Origin of the sequence: Bacillus sp. FSL K6-2431 (assembly GCF_038005165.1) — a bacterium.
Classification (GTDB): Bacteria; Bacillota; Bacilli; order Bacillales; family Bacillaceae; genus Bacillus; species Bacillus pumilus.
The window spans coordinates 2,710,590-2,726,342 of sequence record NZ_JBBOSQ010000001.1; the positions used below are offsets into that span (position 1 = coordinate 2,710,590).

Sequence of the window (15,753 nt, forward strand, 5' to 3'; positions counted from 1 at the left end):
GAATGAACATGATGCAATCAGCATTTTTACAGAAGATCGGATACGAAGGACAGTCTATCACCTTTGATGACCTGCCTGCATTATTAAAAAAGATGGCCTACACCTTTCCATTTGAAAATAGATCTGTGCTGAACAAACAATCCTATGCCTTGAATCAAGAAGGATTGAAGCAGCATCTTCTTGAAGGAAACAGAGGAGGTCTTTGTTACGATCTCAATCCTCTTTTATATTATGTGTTAAAAGAGGCAGGACTCGCTGTACAGCTCGTTCAAGGGACCGTGTATAACAAGGAAGCGGGCACATGGGCAATCGATGGCACGCACGTAGCCATGACGTTGAATCATCACAACGAACGGTATCTGATTGATGCGGGTTTTGGTGTGAATTTACCTCTTCAGCCTGTACCCTTTACTGAAGAATGGGTCGAAGGAGCGTCTATTCGGTTTCGAGTCAAAGAAGAGAAAACCGAAAAAGGTACGCATCTTGTCCAATTAGATAGAGGAGAAGGCGCTGAGACAGGCTATGCATTTACATTGGAAGAGGTGAGTGAGCCTACATTGGTCCAAATGAGAAAGCAGATTTATGAAAATGAAGCCTCTCCTTTTAACAAAAGACCGCTTGCTTCAAAGCTCACACCAACAGGACGTGTAATCGTCACCGAGGATCATGTCACCATACATGAACATGAAGAAGTGTCGAAAAAACCGCTGCCTCTGCCTTTTGAGGAATACGTGAAAACCCTGCTGCCATAAGTAGCATCAAAAAAACAGCCCTGCGTCAAATGGGGCTGTTTTTTGATTGATTATCGAATACGTGTGAATGTAGCGTAATGGTCTGTTGTTTTGTAAATGAGCCAATCGCTTGAATACAAGAGGCGGTCAGCATTGCGGAAGCCTGAGACGTAGTTGATATCTGCCTCACGCCATGTGCGGCCGCTTGCTGAAGGAAGACGTCCCTCCCGGTTAGAGAAAACATCTCCACCGATGCTTTTGCCTGGGGCAACCTCTGCTAGATTTCCCTTTGATGCCACCCATCCAAGAGCACTTGCTTGTGATTTTGTGATGTAGTTATCAGGCAGTCGTTTGTAGCGAATCAAATAATCGGCTACACCATCAAACGTATTAATGACGGCAAGGGTATGAACATCTGATGTCAGTTGAACAGAAGCTGTTTCATTTGTGGCGGTCGGTGTAAGTGGTGTTTCGGCATAGGCTTGCTGCGGAATAAAACCAGAAAACAGAATAGCAGCGATCAGAGCAAACATAGTAAAAACCGAACTGATTTTTTTCATCTTCATCCTCCTATTAAGGAAATCGGAAGCTGTCCTCTTGATGCTTGTCTACCTCATATTATAGCACCCGAATATGAAGGAAATGTAAAGAAACAGGATCTTTGCTAAAATGAGGCTTTTTTCCTGATATCCTTCTATTGAAATAAATAAAAAGACGCAGCTCTGAATCCTGCGTCTTTTCCGATTAAGATGAAGCAAGCTCCTTCACAATATCTACAGGGGCTTTGCCATCAATTCCATGAATCACATTATGAATGGCTCGTTTCAGCATAAGATCCCGTGTTGTTTCAGTAGCGGAACCGATGTGGGGAACAAGGGTGACATTGTTCATTTCTTTGAAAGGATGATTCTCCTGAAGCGGTTCCTGTTCAAACACATCAAGACCTGCGCCTTTGATCCATCCCTCTTGAAGCGCTTGAATGAGGCTTTTTTCGTCCACTGTTTTCCCGCGGGAGATGTTTACAAATAAAGCCGTTTGCTTCATTAACTTCAATTCTCGTTCGCCAATCATATGATACGTTTCATCGGTCAGCGGTGTAATCAACACAATGATATCAGCTTGCTTTAGCAGGTCATCAAGTGTGCAATATAAAGCGCCATATGCTGATTCAGCCTTTTCATTCCGGCTGCGGTTATGATACAGAACATTCATATCAAAACCATGTGCAGCTCGTTTGGCGACTTGCTCTCCGATTCGTCCCATGCCAATAATGCCAAGCGTTTGATGATGGACATCGATGCCAAAGATATCCTCTTCCTGTACAAATTTCGTCCATTTCCCCTCACGGATAAAACGATCAAGCTCGGCAATTCTTCGCGCAGAGGAAAGAATGAGTGAAAATGCAAGGTCAGCCACAGTATGGTCGAGTGTATGAGGCGTGTGCGTACCAATTACGCCTCTTTGGCTCATCAATTCTATATCGAAATTGTCATAGCCGACAGAGTTATTGCTCACTACTTTGAGTTTTGGTGCGTGATCTAATAGCTCTTGATCGATTTTCGTCCCAGACGTTAAAAGACCATCAGCATGCTGCAGTTTTTGAAACAAAATATCTTTTGGAATGGGGTCCTTGGATTGCCACACCTCGTATGTACAATGTTCCTTTAGTATTTCCTCAAATGAAGCAGGTAATGGTTTGGCGACAAAAATGTGTGGTTTCATTGTCAACTCGCTCCTTTCACATGATCATCTTGCTCCTTTTATTATAAAGCAACCATTTCGGCTGAACACGTTTGAAGGTTATCTGCTCAATATTTAATATACTAAAATAACGGAAAAGAGAGACATTTTCTTAGTGAAAAAGGGTATTCATATGCCATCTGATGCATTTTTTACTTAGATGAAAATCAGCTAATGGGAGTTGTGATATATGAAAAAGCCGGTTTTTCTGAGAGATTATCTGACAAACTGGAAAATAGATCGAGATTTTTTGATAGAAAAATGATTATATTTGAAACATATTAAACGGGAAGGTCGTTTTCTACTAAACCATTTCATCGTCTTTTGGCGAGTAGAGAACGATAGATTGAAAGGAAGACCGCGTCCCCCTTGCGATGAAGCGTAAATGAGAGAAAATGATCACATTTCTTCTCATCGTTTTCTCATTTTTTTCTTTTTTTTCTATCATTTTTCATCTTTATGCTTGAGAACACACGAAAGAAAAGGAGGACAGGCAGGAGCTTACGTGACTTATAAAAAGATGGGAGATGGCAGGATGGGATCAAAATTAGAACAGATTCTTCAGCACAATTCAAAGTTCGTACAAGAGAGACATTATGAGCCTTACAAAGCGGGGAAATTTCCTGAAAAGAAACTCGTCATATTAACTTGTATGGATACACGTCTTTTGGAATTATTGCCGCAATCCATGGGGCTACGTAACGGTGATGCGAAGATCATTAAAAATGCGGGCGCCATCGTCACACATCCTTTTGGCAGTGTGATGCGGAGTATTCTGCTAGCAATCTATGAGCTAAAGGCAGAAGAGGTATGCATTGTAGGACATCATGAATGCGGAATGGCAGGTCTTGCGGCAGATCCTTTACTTGAAAAGGCGAAAGCGCGTGGCATTGAAGAGAAATGTTTGAGCATTGTGAAAAGCTCAGGAGTTGATTTAAAGGGATGGCTGACAGGCTTTGATTCGGTTGAAGAGAGTGTGTCCCAAAGTGTGAAATTGGTCAAAGAGCATCCATTGATGCCAAGTGATGTGGCTGTTCATGGACTTGTCATTCATCCAGCAACGGGAAAGCTGGATGTCGTTGTGAAAGATAATCAGATTGATGCGCAGTATACCTAAATCATCTACACATACTTGAAGGAGGCCAACACATACCATGCGTTTTTATGGAAGATTTGAAGGATATGATTCATCAAAATTTAGACGTGATTTAATCGCTGGGCTTGTCGTGGGCGTTGTGGCAATTCCTTTAGGCATGGCTTTTGCCATTGCATCTGGTGTCGGACCAGAATATGGATTATACACAGTCATCGTTGCCGGCATTTTGATTTCATTGTTTGGTGGTTCAAAGTATCAGATCGGCGGGCCGACTGGGGCGTTTGTTCCGATTTTATTTGGTATCGTCAGCCAATATGGTATCGAAAACTTACTCATTGCCGGTTTTATGGCAGGGTGTATGCTTGTATTATTCGGGATATTCAAACTAGGGAAGCTCATGAAATTTATTCCTCGTCCGGTTATCATCGGCTTTACTGCTGGCATTGCTGTCATTATTTTTTCAGGACAAATTGCCAATTTCCTCGGATTAAAGGGTGTTGAAAAGCATGAAAGCTTTTTCCTCAATATGAGAGAAATTGTGGTCCATCTCGGTACCGCAAACAGTCTTGCCATCATCACAGCTGTTATTGGGCTTATTGTGATTTTGGTGGCACAAAAATACATTCCCAAAATACCTGGTGCTCTATTAGGTCTATTGGCTTCAACGTTTCTAGCTGTTCTCTTTTTCCAAGGACAAGTTGAAACGATCGGCTCGGCATATGGGGAAATTCCTCGTCAGCTGCCAAGCTTTGCTTTTCCTGAATTAACGATTGAAAAAATGATCTACCTCCTCCCTCCAGCGATTGTCATTGCGCTTTTAGGCGGAGTAGAATCGATCTTGTCCGCAATGGTTGCTGATAATATGAAAGGCTCTAAGCATGATAGCAACAAGGAGCTTGTCGGACAAGGGATCGCCAATATGGCGGCACCGCTGTTCGGAGGAATTCCGGCGACTGGGGCGATTGCCCGTACGGCAACAAACATCAAAAATGGCGGAGCAAGCCCGATTTCAGGTGTTGTGCATGGCGTCGTCGTGCTGCTCATCTTAATGCTCTTTGCGCCATATGCGTCGATGATTCCACTTGCTGCGATGGCACCGATTTTAATGTTTGTGGCTTGGAATATGAGTGAGAAAAAAGAGTTTATCAATATTGTAAAAGTGAAAAATGCGGATTCCCTTGTACTTGTTGTGACCTTCCTGCTGACGGTCATCGGTGATTTGATTATTGGCGTCACCGCAGGTCTCATTTTAGCCTTTATCGCTTTCATCAAAAAAATGAGCCAGACGACCAGCATTCATCCAAACGTTGCGGTTCCCCAGATGGAAACAGCAGCTGCTTTAGAAAAACAGACAGACCAGCAAGGCATCAGTATGTACGCCATTGAAGGGCCGCTGTTTTTCGGAACAACAGATTCACTCGAAAATTCGATTCTTGACCATGTTCAGACAAAGCCGAAAACGCTCATTCTGCTCATGAATAAAGTCAACTATATGGACACATCAGCAGAAGCGGTGCTGATGAATATCTCCAATCGGTTAAAGCATCATAATGGCAAGCTGATGATTGTCGGACTTCAATCACAGCCGAAAGAGCTTTTGCACAGAACAGGTCTTTTCCATCATATTGGAAAACAGCATTTCTTTGAACGAACAGATGATATCTCACCACAGCAGCTATAAAGGTGGAAAAAAGCACGTGACGATGTGGTCACGTGCTTTTCAGTTCTGAAAAACGCTTTGTGAGTTTCTGTTGATGAGAGGAGAAAATCTCTTCTACTGTGACATCATAGAGATCGGCTAAAATAAGTAGATTCGCTAACACATCTCCCATTTCTTCAACGAGTTCTTTCTTCAACTCAGATGATTTTTGTTTTTGCTCGTCAGGCCGGTCACGTCCGATCTCGATGGCTCTAACAGCGCGAGCGAGTTCTCCTGTTTCTTCCATCAGGAACCCTAACCGGATAAACGGTCCGTATTCTGTCCAATTTCTCTTTTTGTAAAAATCCTTGATCCATTTCTCCATCTCATTTGTTTGCATTCTCTTTATACAGCTCCTTATATGGTGTGCACCTTTTGATTTTACACTATATATAGATGAAGCGGCTGTTTTTTTAAAAACAATTATAGTAGAATGAGTGGGTGAAGAAATCATAGAGAGAGATGGAGCTGTTTTGATGAAAACGATTTGTGTGTTTGCTGGTTCGAATCCAGGCGTGAAGGACGTGTACAAAGAAAAGGCTGTAGAGCTGGGGACTTTTATGGCAGAGCATGACATCCGTCTTGTATACGGCGGTTCACGAATTGGATTGATGGGTGCCATTGCAGATGAGGTCTTAAGACATGGCGGGCAAGTCATTGGAGTTATGCCTAAGGGGCTTTTTAGAGGAGAAGTTGTACATCAAGAGCTGACAGAGTTAATTGAGGTAACGGGAATGCATGAACGAAAAGCGAAAATGAGTGAGCTGGCTGATGGATTTATTGCGATGCCAGGCGGCTTTGGTACATATGAAGAATTATTTGAGGTGCTATGCTGGGCACAAATCGGCATTCACCAAAAGCCAATCGGCTTGTATCAAGTGAATGACTATTTCAATCCGCTCATTGACATGGTGAAGTTTAGTGTACAGGAAGGTTTCTCGAATGAATCACACCTCCAATTGTTACATGCCTCCAGCGAACCGGAGGAATTAATCACGCAGATGGCTTCTTATCAAACACCATCTCTTCAGCAGAAATGGACGGAGCTGTCTTAAAGTAAAGCGTATTTCAACCACAAAAAACCGTCTGTTCAAGGAGCAGACGGTTTGTTTTGTCATATTATTTTTGTTCTTCTGAATTACGGGTCAAGACTTTGTCAATGAGTCCGTATTGAAGTGCTTCTTCTGCTGTTTTGAAGTTGTCACGATCTGTATCGCGCTCAATGACTTCGATTGGCTGACCAGTACGTTCAGCAAGTACTTGGTTCAGTTTATCGCGTAAAGAAAGGATTCGTTTTGCCGCAATTTCAATTTCTGTTGCTTGACCTTGGGCACCACCTAGTGGTTGGTGAATCATGACTTCACTGTTTGGAAGAGCATAACGCTTACCTTTTTCACCAGCAGCAAGCAGGAACGCACCCATAGATGCAGCCATACCAATACAAATGGTTGATACCTTTGGTTTAATAAATTGCATCGTATCGTAAATGGCCATACCAGCTGTGATTGAACCGCCAGGGCTGTTAATGTAGATAGAAATATCTTTTTCTGGATCTTCAGCTTCTAAGAAAAGCAGCTGTGACACGATGGAGTTGGCAACATTGTCATCGATCGCAGAACCAAGCATGATAATACGGTCTTTTAAAAGACGAGAATAAATGTCGTAAGCTCTTTCCCCACGATTTGTTTGTTCAATGACTGTAGGTATTAAATTCATAATGTTCCTCCTTCACCTTTTAGGTAAGTATGTAATTCAATGATACATTTTTGGTCAATAAAGGTCAAACAAAACGCAATCAAAAAATTCGACAGCCACATGTTATTTTTCCCAAAATTTATTTTTCTTAAACCATGGAAAAGTTTTAAAAAAATATGGTAAAACTTTCTGTTATGAGGTAATATTACCTATGTTATTATTATATATAGTCAGAAAGAAGGAAGAATAGTGGATAATCTTTTGGAGAAAAGTAGTTTGACTGATCAACAGCGTATTGTTGTATCAACTGAACTTCAAGCCAAAAAAAAGTCGAAATTAGTTGTATTTATTTTGTGGTGGTTCCTTGGAGCTATTGCCGTTCATCGTTTTTATCTTGATGAAAAGAAAGGCTATGCAGTGACCATGCTTCTACTAGGATGGTTGACATTGTTCATTTGGCCATTTATTGATGGGATCATTTGTCTTGTCAAAACAGTGGATGAAGTAAATGAAAACATGGAACGAAAAATTATTGCATCTGTTAAAAGTGCATAAATCGACATGTCTGCATCTTTTCGGTGCAGGCTTCTTCTTTGAAGTCATCAGAATATCATTGCTTTCTTGCAGCATTTCCCTTATAATTTGATATGCTGACGTTCAAAAACATATCGTGCGCTCGTAGCTCAGTTGGATAGAGCGGTGGTTTCCGGTACCACGTCTGCCGGGGGTTCGAATCCCTCCGAGCGCGTCTATAGTATCCGATAGGCTTCGTTCTATCATTTATGAAAAAGCTGAAAACCCTTTGAAATAAAGGGTTTTTTGTTTTTTTATGAGTGGTATTGTGTGAGTAAATTGAGAGGAACTTCACTATTTATCATCGTTTAAGTGAAGTAGTTCATTTTGTACCAAAAAGCACGGAGTAAAATTGTTAAAAAGACAAATTTTCTTTATGATAGTGATTAAGTAAAGTTAATCTATAATTGGAGTCTAAAATCATTGAATCAACAATATTCTCAAAGCTTGTTCAACTAAAAGGGCAGAATCCTTTAATAAGGAGGGCACTCATGAATTGTGAAAGTGTTTTACATCAAATTGAAGTAGCTGTTAAAACATTAATAGAAATAGTAAGTCAATTAGAAGAAGATGATTTACAAAAAAAACCAACACCTCATAAGCAGTCTATCGGAGAGTTGCTGGAACACATTGCGATCATTTGTGAAGCGGACTGGCGTATTGCTAATGAGGCTACCCAAGAAGAGATGGAAAAGTTTTATGCTAATGTATCATATAGAACTTTAAAGTCGATAGAAAATGGCTTAATGACTAATTTTCATTCATTAAAAAATAATTATATGAAATTATCGGACACAGAACTACTGTCTCGTACCACTTCATATTGGGGTGTGACATATACAAGGTATGAATGGTTGTTAGAAATATTAGCACATGTATATCATCATAGGGGACAATTACATGCTATGCTTGTTCACTGTTACAATAAAGACCTCAAAATTTTAATGTTTGAATAATGTTCTTCAACTTCAATCAATGAATTTATCTATGCTGATCCGATCTCTATTGAAAACAGTCTGCTGCGTTTAAACAAATGCTGCTCAAAAAATAATAGAAAAAGGACAAAGCACTTAACTTGGGGCTTTGTCTTTTTTCTTCTAGTCATCTCTTAAAATACTAGCCATAAGACTCATTTCTTCCCTTTACAGGCGTATTTGTTGAGCCTGCTGGCTGTATATGATTAACATGGAAGAGAATTGACAATGAGGAGGGATTTCTTGTGGCGAAGATTTTATTGATTACATTTCCCGCTGAAGGGCATGTGAATCCTATGTTAGGGATCATCAAAGCTTGGGCGGATCGTGGAGATGAAGTGCATGCGGTCACAACTGTACATTATGAGGAACGAATCAAACGCTTAGGCGCTCACGTACATAAACATCCAGACTATATTCGGACATTACACGTGGATGAAGGAAATCTCGATTCCATGCAGCCATTCTTTCATGCCATGCTGCAAACATCATTTGATATTTTAGAGGTGGTGGAAACACTTTCTCAGCAGCATTCATTTGATTTTGTCTATTTTGATATGTTTGGGGCAGGGGAGCTTGTTCGAGATTATTTACAAATTCCAGGGATCGGTTCAAACCCATCTTTTGTACTGCAAGAGGCGCATTTTGATACACCACTATACAGAAAAGATGAGAAAGCCGATCATCTGTTAGAAAGCATACAAGAGCGCTTTGGCGTTCAGCCAACGCGTTTGATGCAATTCATGAAAAATCGCGGAGAACTGAATATCGTGTATACAAGTGAGTATTTTCAGCCGTCTGTCGATGCAGTGAACGATTCATTTGTTTTCATTGGACCGAGCTTTCTAAAAAGGGCAGATCAGCATGATTTCCCGCTGGAAGCACTTGAGCAAGATAAAGTCGTCTTTATTTCGATGGGCACCGTTCTTGGGGATACAGAGGCATTTTTTAATATGTGTATTGATGCCTTTGCCGACTTTGATGGAAAAGTGGTGCTCGCAACAGGTGAAAAAGTGGATCGGTCTCTCTTGAAAGAAGCACCTTCTCATTTTCTGATTGAGCCTTATGTGCCGCAGCTTGAAGTGCTTGAGCTGACAGATGTGTTTGTGACGCATGGCGGAATGAACAGTGTCAATGAAGGCATTCATTATCACGTTCCGATGGTTGTCATTCCTGTCGACAAAGATCAGCCGATGGTCGCACAAAGACTGACCGAGCTATCTGCTGCCCGTGCACTTGATAAAGAACAGCTGACAGCAAAGCAGCTAAGAGAAACCGTGGAATCTGTTCTGGGAAGTAACACGTACCGTGCTGGAATCGAAAAAATTGAAGAAAGCTTCCAAACAGCAGGAGGAACAGATAAAGCATTGCGGACGATTGATCAATGGATGCAGACGAAACAGACTCAATCATGAGTCTGTTAGCGTGTAGGTAAACCCACGCATTTGGTGTCTGACGTGCGTGAAAGTGGAATTCGTTCCGCTTCGGTACCAGTCCTTCCAAGACTTCAAAGGTTTTCTATTACGCTGAATTGAATGGACTCACCTGTGCCATTTCAGCTTGACAAAAAATAACCAATCTTTTATTGTAAACGTAACAAACGACGGAAGGGTGACCCAATGCAATGAAGTACTAATCCTATGACCTGTAAGCAAAATGAAAAAACGAAGGCAGTGAGCAAACGATTGGTTTGCCATGTTTGCTGCGTTTTCATTTTTTAGCTTCGGAATAGGATGGTACAGCTTGGGAATCAAAGAATGAGAAGATTGATACGGGGGATGTGTGTGTTCAGATAGGAACGGCACGTCATCTGGAATTGATCCGCTTATTTTTGTACACCATTTTGCCTCCTATTCTGAGAATGGGAGGCTTTTTCATGTCTCCTGATACGAAAGGAGAGGGTTGGATGTTAGTAAAAGCCAATCAGTTAAAGGTGTTTCGAAAAGATCGATTGTTATTTGATATTGAGGAGCTTGCTATCCATCAAAGTGACCGCATTGGACTTGTCGGGGCAAATGGAAGCGGGAAAACGACGTTATTGCATGTGCTCGCGGGGCAAGAGACACCAGACAGTGGCACGTTTGCCGCCACAACGACCTGCACACTGCTTCCTCAGCTAAAACAAGCGGATGGCACACGGAGTGGTGGTGAGATGACCCAGACGTATATTGAAAGCGCGTTAAACCGTCCTTCTACCCTTTTATTAGCAGATGAACCAACGACTCATTTAGATACAGAGCACATTGAGTGGCTGGAAGAGAAGCTGAACAATTATCAAGGAGCCCTCATTGTCGTTTCACATGATCGTGCTTTTTTAGATGCGGTATGTACGGAGATTTGGGAGCTGGATCATGGACAGCTCAATCAATACAAAGGTAACTACACGCAATTTGCACAGCAAAAAGAGCTGGCGCATCGTCAGCAGGTGGAAGCGTACGAAGCTTATACTCAAAAGAAAAAACAGTTAGAGCATGCGCTAGAAAAGAAAAAGAAAAAAGCCGACAAAGCGACAAAGCCATCCCAAAAGCTGAAATCCTCAGGGCCAAAAATTGCAAAGCCCTACTATGCAAATAAGCAAAAAAAGCTGCAAAAAACAGCCAAATCGATTGAAACAAGGATGGAGAAATTAGAAAAGGTTGAGAAAGTAAAAGACATTCAGCCCATTCAAATGACGCAGCACACAATGAAGGAAGTAGCGAGCCGTACCATTTTGCGAGTGAAAAATGTAGATGGCAAGGCGGGCGATCAATTGCTTTGGAAGCAGGCGAATGTGGAAGTGAGAGGCGGGGACAAGGTCGCCATCATTGGCAAGAATGGGAGCGGGAAAACGACATTTTCCCGAATGCTGGTAAATGGACATCCCGGAGTTTCTCGCTCAGAAGCTGTCAAGCTCGGCTATTTTCGTCAGGATCTTTCAGGATTAAAGGTAGATGAATCGATTTTACAAAATGCGCTGAAAGAGGCAGTTCAAGATGAGACAGTGGTACGAACGGTTTTAGCGAGACTTGGGTTTCGAGGGGATGACGTGTATAAACCTGTCGGGGTGTTAAGCGGAGGAGAAAGGGTGAAGACCATGCTGGCGTCCTTGCTTGTCAGCGATGCCAATGTTCTCATGCTGGATGAACCGACGAACTTTCTAGATCTGGCGGCAGTTGAAGCGCTTGAAGGTCTATTGAAGGATTACCCGGGTACGGTTGTGTTCGTTTCCCATGATCGCAGATTGATTGAGAATGTGGCGACTCGCATTTTCCATGTTCATGAAAAGCGTATTGAAGCTTTTTGTGGAACATATGAAGCGTATAAACAAAAAGGCGACAAACCAGCTGTGACCCAAAGAGAAGAGGAGCTTCTGTTAATTGATTTACAGCTGTCTGAAGTGCTCAGCCGGTTAAGTATTGAGCCGTCTCAGGAGCTGGAGGAGACATTTCAAGCATTATTGAAACAAAAGAAATCTTTGGAGTCATAAAGAAAACCCCTGTGTTTATTGCACAGGGGCTTGTTCATGTCGTTCTTTTTTTAATTGATCAAGCTCACTGACGGTGACGAGCTGATAGCCTTGTTTGGTGAGTTCATGAATGATCTTCACTGCTGCTTGAGCTGAGCTGTCATAAATATCGTGCATTAACACCGTTCTGCCATCTGCTGCATGTGAAAGAACGTGGTTTGTGATCTGCTGGCTGTTGCGAATTTTCCAATCCTCAGGATCAACATCCCATAAAGAGACCTTCATCTCAACCGCTTGATTGATGTCTTGATTTGTTCCACCATATGGCGGTCTAAAGTGCGTAGGTGTATACCCGCTCGCTTTCTCAATCAGCTTCTGAGTGTCCTTCACTTGTTTTACCGCCTCCTTTAAAGGCAGTCTTGTTAATAAAGGATGACTGTAAGAATGGTTTCCGATTTCATTCCCGCCTTTTAGAATATCGGCAAGCATACTAGGATAATACTGCACCCTGCTGCCTAATACGAAAAAGGTCGCATGTCCTTTATTTTCCTTCAGTGCTTCTAAAATCTTTGAGGTGGTCGCTGGGTTCGGACCATCATCAAATGTGAGGGCGATGGCTTTTTTATTTGGATCAAGCTTTGATTTTTGCGGCAGCTTGACGGCTTTTCTTTTCGGATTTGGTTCTTTCATTTCATTTTGATTTTTGGTTTTATTCATATATTCTGGCTTCATTATATCTTTCAGCAGCGTCTTTTTAATCGCAAGTGTTTGGGGACCAAGATCCTCGCCGGCTACTTGAGATGCTGGGAAATAAAATTCTACATATTTCTCTTTCAAGGCAAATTGACTGAAGTTTTGGGCAGTAGGGGCTGTTCCTTTCTGAAGGAGCGTCTGATCCTTAGATAAGGTTTTGTCCTTTTGAAGCTCTGAATATGTAATGTAGGATAATTTCTTTAAAAAGTTGGTTTTAGGTAGAAATAAATCTTTTGTGTCAAGAAAGGTTTTTTTCTGAAAATCATAGTTGATTGTGAGATGATTGGTGGTCCCATTTTGCTGACCTGTATAGGTATAAGTCGTAAAGCGAATAGCAGCCGACTGCTTCGCATAATGCACCATATCATAATCAATATTCAGTTCAAAGCGTTTGTTTTCATCGACGTCCTTGGCTTCACTAAACGTCTTTTTGAAATGCTCTAAAGCTGAATTTGCGTAGCTTTGAATCTTGTCATCTAGCTCTTTTTGATGAAAAAGAGGATAGTTGACTGCATATCTCATAAATTTCCCGTCATTTACGAGAGTAACGATTTCGACGTTTTTATAGTTCGTATCCTGCTTTACATTTTTCTTCTCGGTCCCACTTGCTTGTTGATTCTGAAAGAAAGCAACGACTCCAATGACGATCGCAAGTGCAAATAGGCCGATACTCCATTTTCCCTTTAATGACACAACGTTCAAATCTCCTCTCAAGACGGGTCATTCTTTATCAGTTTGACATCTGTTTGTAATATTTTTATAACATTTGACTTACTTTTGTCATTTTAGAGGATGTTCAGGCGGAATGTCAACTATTTTCCTATTAAACTATGAGAAAAAATGATAGGCCATTTCAAACGAGCAAAGACACTGTATGACACTGTCACCTGCATACCTTCATTAATTAAAAAATGAGGTGTACATTGATTTTTGAGAGGCAGGCAGATATAATTTTGATGATTATGATTCTCATTTTCAAACAGACTTTTAATGAAGAAAAGGATGACACCGATTTTGCAGGATAAGCGAACACCTCAACAAAAACGATCATCATATATTCTGTTCTTTTTGATATTTTTTCTCGCCGTCCTTGGTTTGGCGGCTGCCATGTTTTTGGCTGTGTCATATGGTGCCAAAACATTGTCTCTGCAAACGGTTTGGACAGCTGTATTTGACTATCAGTCAGATGTCACAGAGCAGCAGATCATCCATGAGTTAAGACTTCCTCGTGTTTTAGGAGCAGCTCTTGTTGGAGCGGCATTTGCCGTAGCGGGTGCGCTCATGCAGGGGATTACAAGAAACCCGCTGGCCGATGCGGGAATTTTGGGCATCAATGGCGGTGCGATGTTTGTGGTCGCTCTTTGTTTTGCTTTTTTCCCAGGCATCCCTTATTCGGCACTTATGTTGTCTTCCTTTTTTGGTGCAGTGCTCAGTACGCTGCTGATCTTTGCGATTGGTGCGGCAGGCGGCGTTTTGACACCGCTGCGCTTAACTGTAGCAGGAGCCGTTGTGGCTGCATTGCTTCATGCACTTAGCTCTGGAATCGCGATTTATTTTGACTTAAGTCAGGATCTTGCGTTTTGGTATGCAGGCGGCGTGGCTGGTGTGAAATGGCCGCAGCTGACAATTCTTGCTCCGGTCATTCTCATAGTGATCGTATGGGCGATGCTATTAGGACGGTCATTGTCGCTACTGTCGCTTGGTGAAGATGTAGCGGCAAATTTAGGGGTGAAAACGCGACAAGTGCGAATACTAGGAATGGTAGCTGCTGTATTATTAGCAGGGGTTTCTGTGTCAGCAGTCGGCTCCATTGGGTTTGTCGGTCTTGTCATCCCGCATATCGCACGAAAGCTGGTTGGTATAAACTATCGTTTCGTCATTCCGATGTCAGCGATATTAGGCGCGGTGCTGCTTGTCTTTGCTGACCTTGCCAGCCGCACCGTTAATCCGCCGCGAGAGCTTGCCATTGGCGTGATGGTGGCACTTGTCGGTGTTCCTTTCTTCTTGTATATTGCCAGAAAAGAAGGGAGGAACCTGTCATGAGAGAGAAACAGCGGGCTCTTGTTGTGACAGTCGTTTTGCTTTGTTTAAGTGTGGCTGTTGTGCTGTATAGCTTAAATACCGGTACGCTAAAACTAAATCCTCTTGTAGTCGTCAAAACGTTATTCGGCTTTGGAGATTTTCAAAGTGAAACGGTGCTGTTTGACTATCGTCTGCCTCGAATCGTGGTAACGATGCTAGCGGGAATTGGTCTTGGTATGGCGGGAGGCATTTTGCAAAGTTTATCTCGTAACCCGCTGGCCGATCCAGGGATTATTGGACTGAATGCAGGCGCCGCATTTGGCTTAATCGTGTTTGTGACGTATTTCCACGCACTAGAAGGCAATCCCTCTCTTCTGATTCCGCTCTTTACATTTGGCGGAGGGTTACTTGCGGCAGCGGTCATTGTGCTTCTGGCGTATGACCGGCAGGAAGGGCTCGTTCCCATCCGGCTGATTTTAGTAGGAATTGCAGTTGCAGCGGGATTCAGTGCTTTGACATTATTTTTGTCATTGAAGCTAGATGAAGATACTTACACATTTGCTTCAAGATGGCTTGTCGGAAATGTCTGGGGGAGAGATTGGATTCATGTGTTAGCGCTTCTGCCTTGGATTGTATGCCTTGTGCCGCTTACGCTGATGCAGTCAAGCACGCTCAATGCGTTGACATTAGGAGATGCTGTCGCCTCAAGTGTAGGTGTACGTGTTCAGCGTCAGCGTCTCCTTTTGCTGACCTTAGCTGTTGGTTTGGCGAGTGCAAGTGTTTCGATGACAGGCGGTATTGGTTTTATTGGACTTGTCGCCCCGCATTTGGCAAGGCGACTTGTCGGCTCGCTTCATCAATACTTTTTACCGGTTAGTGCGCTGCTTGGCTTGTTGATTTTGGTCAGTGCCGATACAATTGGACGTTCCATCTTTGCCCCAAATGCCATACCAGCGGGTGTCGTTGTGGCTTTTATCGGCGCTCCTTATTTTCTCTATTTATTAACAAAAACGAAATAAACAAGA

15 protein-coding genes and 1 tRNA gene are annotated in these 15,753 nt (G+C 42.3%); 11 read left to right on the plus strand and 5 right to left on the minus strand.

The genetic code is table 11. From position 1 onward, the window contains the following. Nucleotides 1–8 precede the first annotated feature (8 nt). The gene (locus tag MHH40_RS13505; protein ID WP_340901209.1) at nucleotides 9–752 is read left to right on the plus strand and encodes an arylamine N-acetyltransferase family protein; all 744 of its coding nucleotides are present in this window, start codon (nucleotides 9–11) and stop codon (nucleotides 750–752) included. Between the two features lie 50 nt (nucleotides 753–802). On the opposite strand, the gene MHH40_RS13510 is transcribed toward MHH40_RS13505, so the two are convergent. Next, nucleotides 803–1,291 carry a ribonuclease gene (locus MHH40_RS13510; RefSeq protein WP_226804151.1) on the minus strand — a complete coding sequence of 163 codons (489 nt, stop codon included), beginning with the start codon at nucleotides 1,289–1,291 and terminating at the stop codon, nucleotides 803–805. A 184-nt stretch (nucleotides 1,292–1,475) separates the two neighbouring features. Next, entirely contained in the window at nucleotides 1,476–2,453 is a 978-nt protein-coding gene (locus tag MHH40_RS13515; protein ID WP_212045565.1) for a 2-hydroxyacid dehydrogenase, read from the minus strand. Nucleotides 2,454–3,006: 553 nt separating this feature from the next. On the opposite strand from MHH40_RS13515, the gene MHH40_RS13520 reads away from it, so the two are divergent. Then, the gene (locus MHH40_RS13520; RefSeq protein WP_268459225.1) at nucleotides 3,007–3,588 is read left to right on the plus strand and encodes a beta-class carbonic anhydrase; all 582 of its coding nucleotides are present in this window, start codon (nucleotides 3,007–3,009) and stop codon (nucleotides 3,586–3,588) included. A gap of 37 nt (nucleotides 3,589–3,625) precedes the next feature. Next, the gene (locus tag MHH40_RS13525; protein ID WP_310025426.1) at nucleotides 3,626–5,248 is read left to right on the plus strand and encodes a SulP family inorganic anion transporter; all 1,623 of its coding nucleotides are present in this window, start codon (nucleotides 3,626–3,628) and stop codon (nucleotides 5,246–5,248) included. A gap of 28 nt (nucleotides 5,249–5,276) precedes the next feature. On the opposite strand, the gene MHH40_RS13530 is transcribed toward MHH40_RS13525, so the two are convergent. Next, nucleotides 5,277–5,606 (minus strand): MazG nucleotide pyrophosphohydrolase domain-containing protein, encoded by a 330-nt coding sequence (locus MHH40_RS13530; protein WP_003213115.1) that lies wholly within the window; start codon nucleotides 5,604–5,606, stop codon nucleotides 5,277–5,279. Between the two features lie 136 nt (nucleotides 5,607–5,742). On the opposite strand from MHH40_RS13530, the gene MHH40_RS13535 reads away from it, so the two are divergent. Then, the gene (locus MHH40_RS13535; RefSeq protein WP_327839646.1) at nucleotides 5,743–6,321 is read left to right on the plus strand and encodes an LOG family protein; all 579 of its coding nucleotides are present in this window, start codon (nucleotides 5,743–5,745) and stop codon (nucleotides 6,319–6,321) included. A 64-nt stretch (nucleotides 6,322–6,385) separates the two neighbouring features. Here the strand turns inward: MHH40_RS13535 and clpP are convergent, their stop codons facing one another. Beyond that, nucleotides 6,386–6,982, minus strand: a complete 597-nt coding sequence (clpP, locus tag MHH40_RS13540; protein WP_024719872.1) for an ATP-dependent Clp endopeptidase proteolytic subunit ClpP — start codon at nucleotides 6,980–6,982, stop codon at nucleotides 6,386–6,388. A gap of 228 nt (nucleotides 6,983–7,210) precedes the next feature. On the opposite strand from clpP, the gene MHH40_RS13545 reads away from it, so the two are divergent. From MHH40_RS13545 to abc-f, 5 genes are all read left to right on the plus strand, one after another. After that, on the plus strand, nucleotides 7,211–7,516 hold the full coding sequence (locus MHH40_RS13545) for a TM2 domain-containing protein (protein ID WP_050944247.1): 306 nt from the start codon (nucleotides 7,211–7,213) through the stop codon (nucleotides 7,514–7,516). 117 nt (nucleotides 7,517–7,633) lie between these two features. Beyond that, nucleotides 7,634–7,709, plus strand: a tRNA-Arg gene (locus MHH40_RS13550). Nucleotides 7,710–8,025: 316 nt separating this feature from the next. Beyond that, nucleotides 8,026–8,490 (plus strand): DinB family protein, encoded by a 465-nt coding sequence (locus tag MHH40_RS13555; RefSeq protein ID WP_050944245.1) that lies wholly within the window; start codon nucleotides 8,026–8,028, stop codon nucleotides 8,488–8,490. 263 nt (nucleotides 8,491–8,753) lie between these two features. Continuing rightward, the gene (locus MHH40_RS13560; protein ID WP_212045564.1) at nucleotides 8,754–9,923 is read left to right on the plus strand and encodes a macrolide family glycosyltransferase; all 1,170 of its coding nucleotides are present in this window, start codon (nucleotides 8,754–8,756) and stop codon (nucleotides 9,921–9,923) included. Between the two features lie 491 nt (nucleotides 9,924–10,414). Beyond that, a complete protein-coding gene (gene abc-f / locus MHH40_RS13565) occupies nucleotides 10,415–11,974 on the plus strand; it encodes a ribosomal protection-like ABC-F family protein (protein ID WP_340901427.1) in 1,560 nt (519 codons plus the stop codon). Nucleotides 11,975–11,989: 15 nt separating this feature from the next. Here the strand turns inward: abc-f and MHH40_RS13570 are convergent, their stop codons facing one another. Further along, nucleotides 11,990–13,399: a polysaccharide deacetylase family protein gene (locus tag MHH40_RS13570; protein WP_310025785.1), complete on the minus strand. Its 1,410-nt coding sequence runs from the start codon at nucleotides 13,397–13,399 to the stop codon at nucleotides 11,990–11,992. A 321-nt stretch (nucleotides 13,400–13,720) separates the two neighbouring features. On the opposite strand from MHH40_RS13570, the gene MHH40_RS13575 reads away from it, so the two are divergent. Beyond that, on the plus strand, nucleotides 13,721–14,749 hold the full coding sequence (locus tag MHH40_RS13575) for a FecCD family ABC transporter permease (RefSeq protein ID WP_340901212.1): 1,029 nt from the start codon (nucleotides 13,721–13,723) through the stop codon (nucleotides 14,747–14,749). Next, nucleotides 14,746–15,747, plus strand: a complete 1,002-nt coding sequence (locus tag MHH40_RS13580; RefSeq protein ID WP_050944240.1) for a FecCD family ABC transporter permease — start codon at nucleotides 14,746–14,748, stop codon at nucleotides 15,745–15,747. Before MHH40_RS13575 ends, MHH40_RS13580 begins: the two co-directional genes overlap by 4 nt. Nucleotides 15,748–15,753 lie beyond the last annotated feature (6 nt).

Excerpts from the sequence above, each read along its gene's own strand:
- MHH40_RS13505 (WP_340901209.1), top strand. The coding sequence starts at position 9 with ATGATGCAATCAGCATTTTTACAGAAGATCGGATACGAAGGACAGTCT.
- MHH40_RS13510 (WP_226804151.1), bottom strand. The coding sequence starts at position 1,291 with ATGAAAAAAATCAGTTCGGTTTTTACTATGTTTGCTCTGATCGCTGCT.
- MHH40_RS13515 (WP_212045565.1), bottom strand. The coding sequence starts at position 2,453 with ATGAAACCACACATTTTTGTCGCCAAACCATTACCTGCTTCATTTGAG.
- MHH40_RS13520 (WP_268459225.1), top strand. The coding sequence starts at position 3,007 with ATGGGATCAAAATTAGAACAGATTCTTCAGCACAATTCAAAGTTCGTA.
- MHH40_RS13525 (WP_310025426.1), top strand. The coding sequence starts at position 3,626 with ATGCGTTTTTATGGAAGATTTGAAGGATATGATTCATCAAAATTTAGA.
- MHH40_RS13530 (WP_003213115.1), bottom strand. The coding sequence starts at position 5,606 with ATGCAAACAAATGAGATGGAGAAATGGATCAAGGATTTTTACAAAAAG.
- MHH40_RS13535 (WP_327839646.1), top strand. The coding sequence starts at position 5,743 with ATGAAAACGATTTGTGTGTTTGCTGGTTCGAATCCAGGCGTGAAGGAC.
- clpP (WP_024719872.1), bottom strand. The coding sequence starts at position 6,982 with ATGAATTTAATACCTACAGTCATTGAACAAACAAATCGTGGGGAAAGA.
- MHH40_RS13555 (WP_050944245.1), top strand. The coding sequence starts at position 8,026 with ATGAATTGTGAAAGTGTTTTACATCAAATTGAAGTAGCTGTTAAAACA.
- abc-f (WP_340901427.1), top strand. The coding sequence starts at position 10,415 with ATGTTAGTAAAAGCCAATCAGTTAAAGGTGTTTCGAAAAGATCGATTG.
- MHH40_RS13580 (WP_050944240.1), top strand. The coding sequence starts at position 14,746 with ATGAGAGAGAAACAGCGGGCTCTTGTTGTGACAGTCGTTTTGCTTTGT.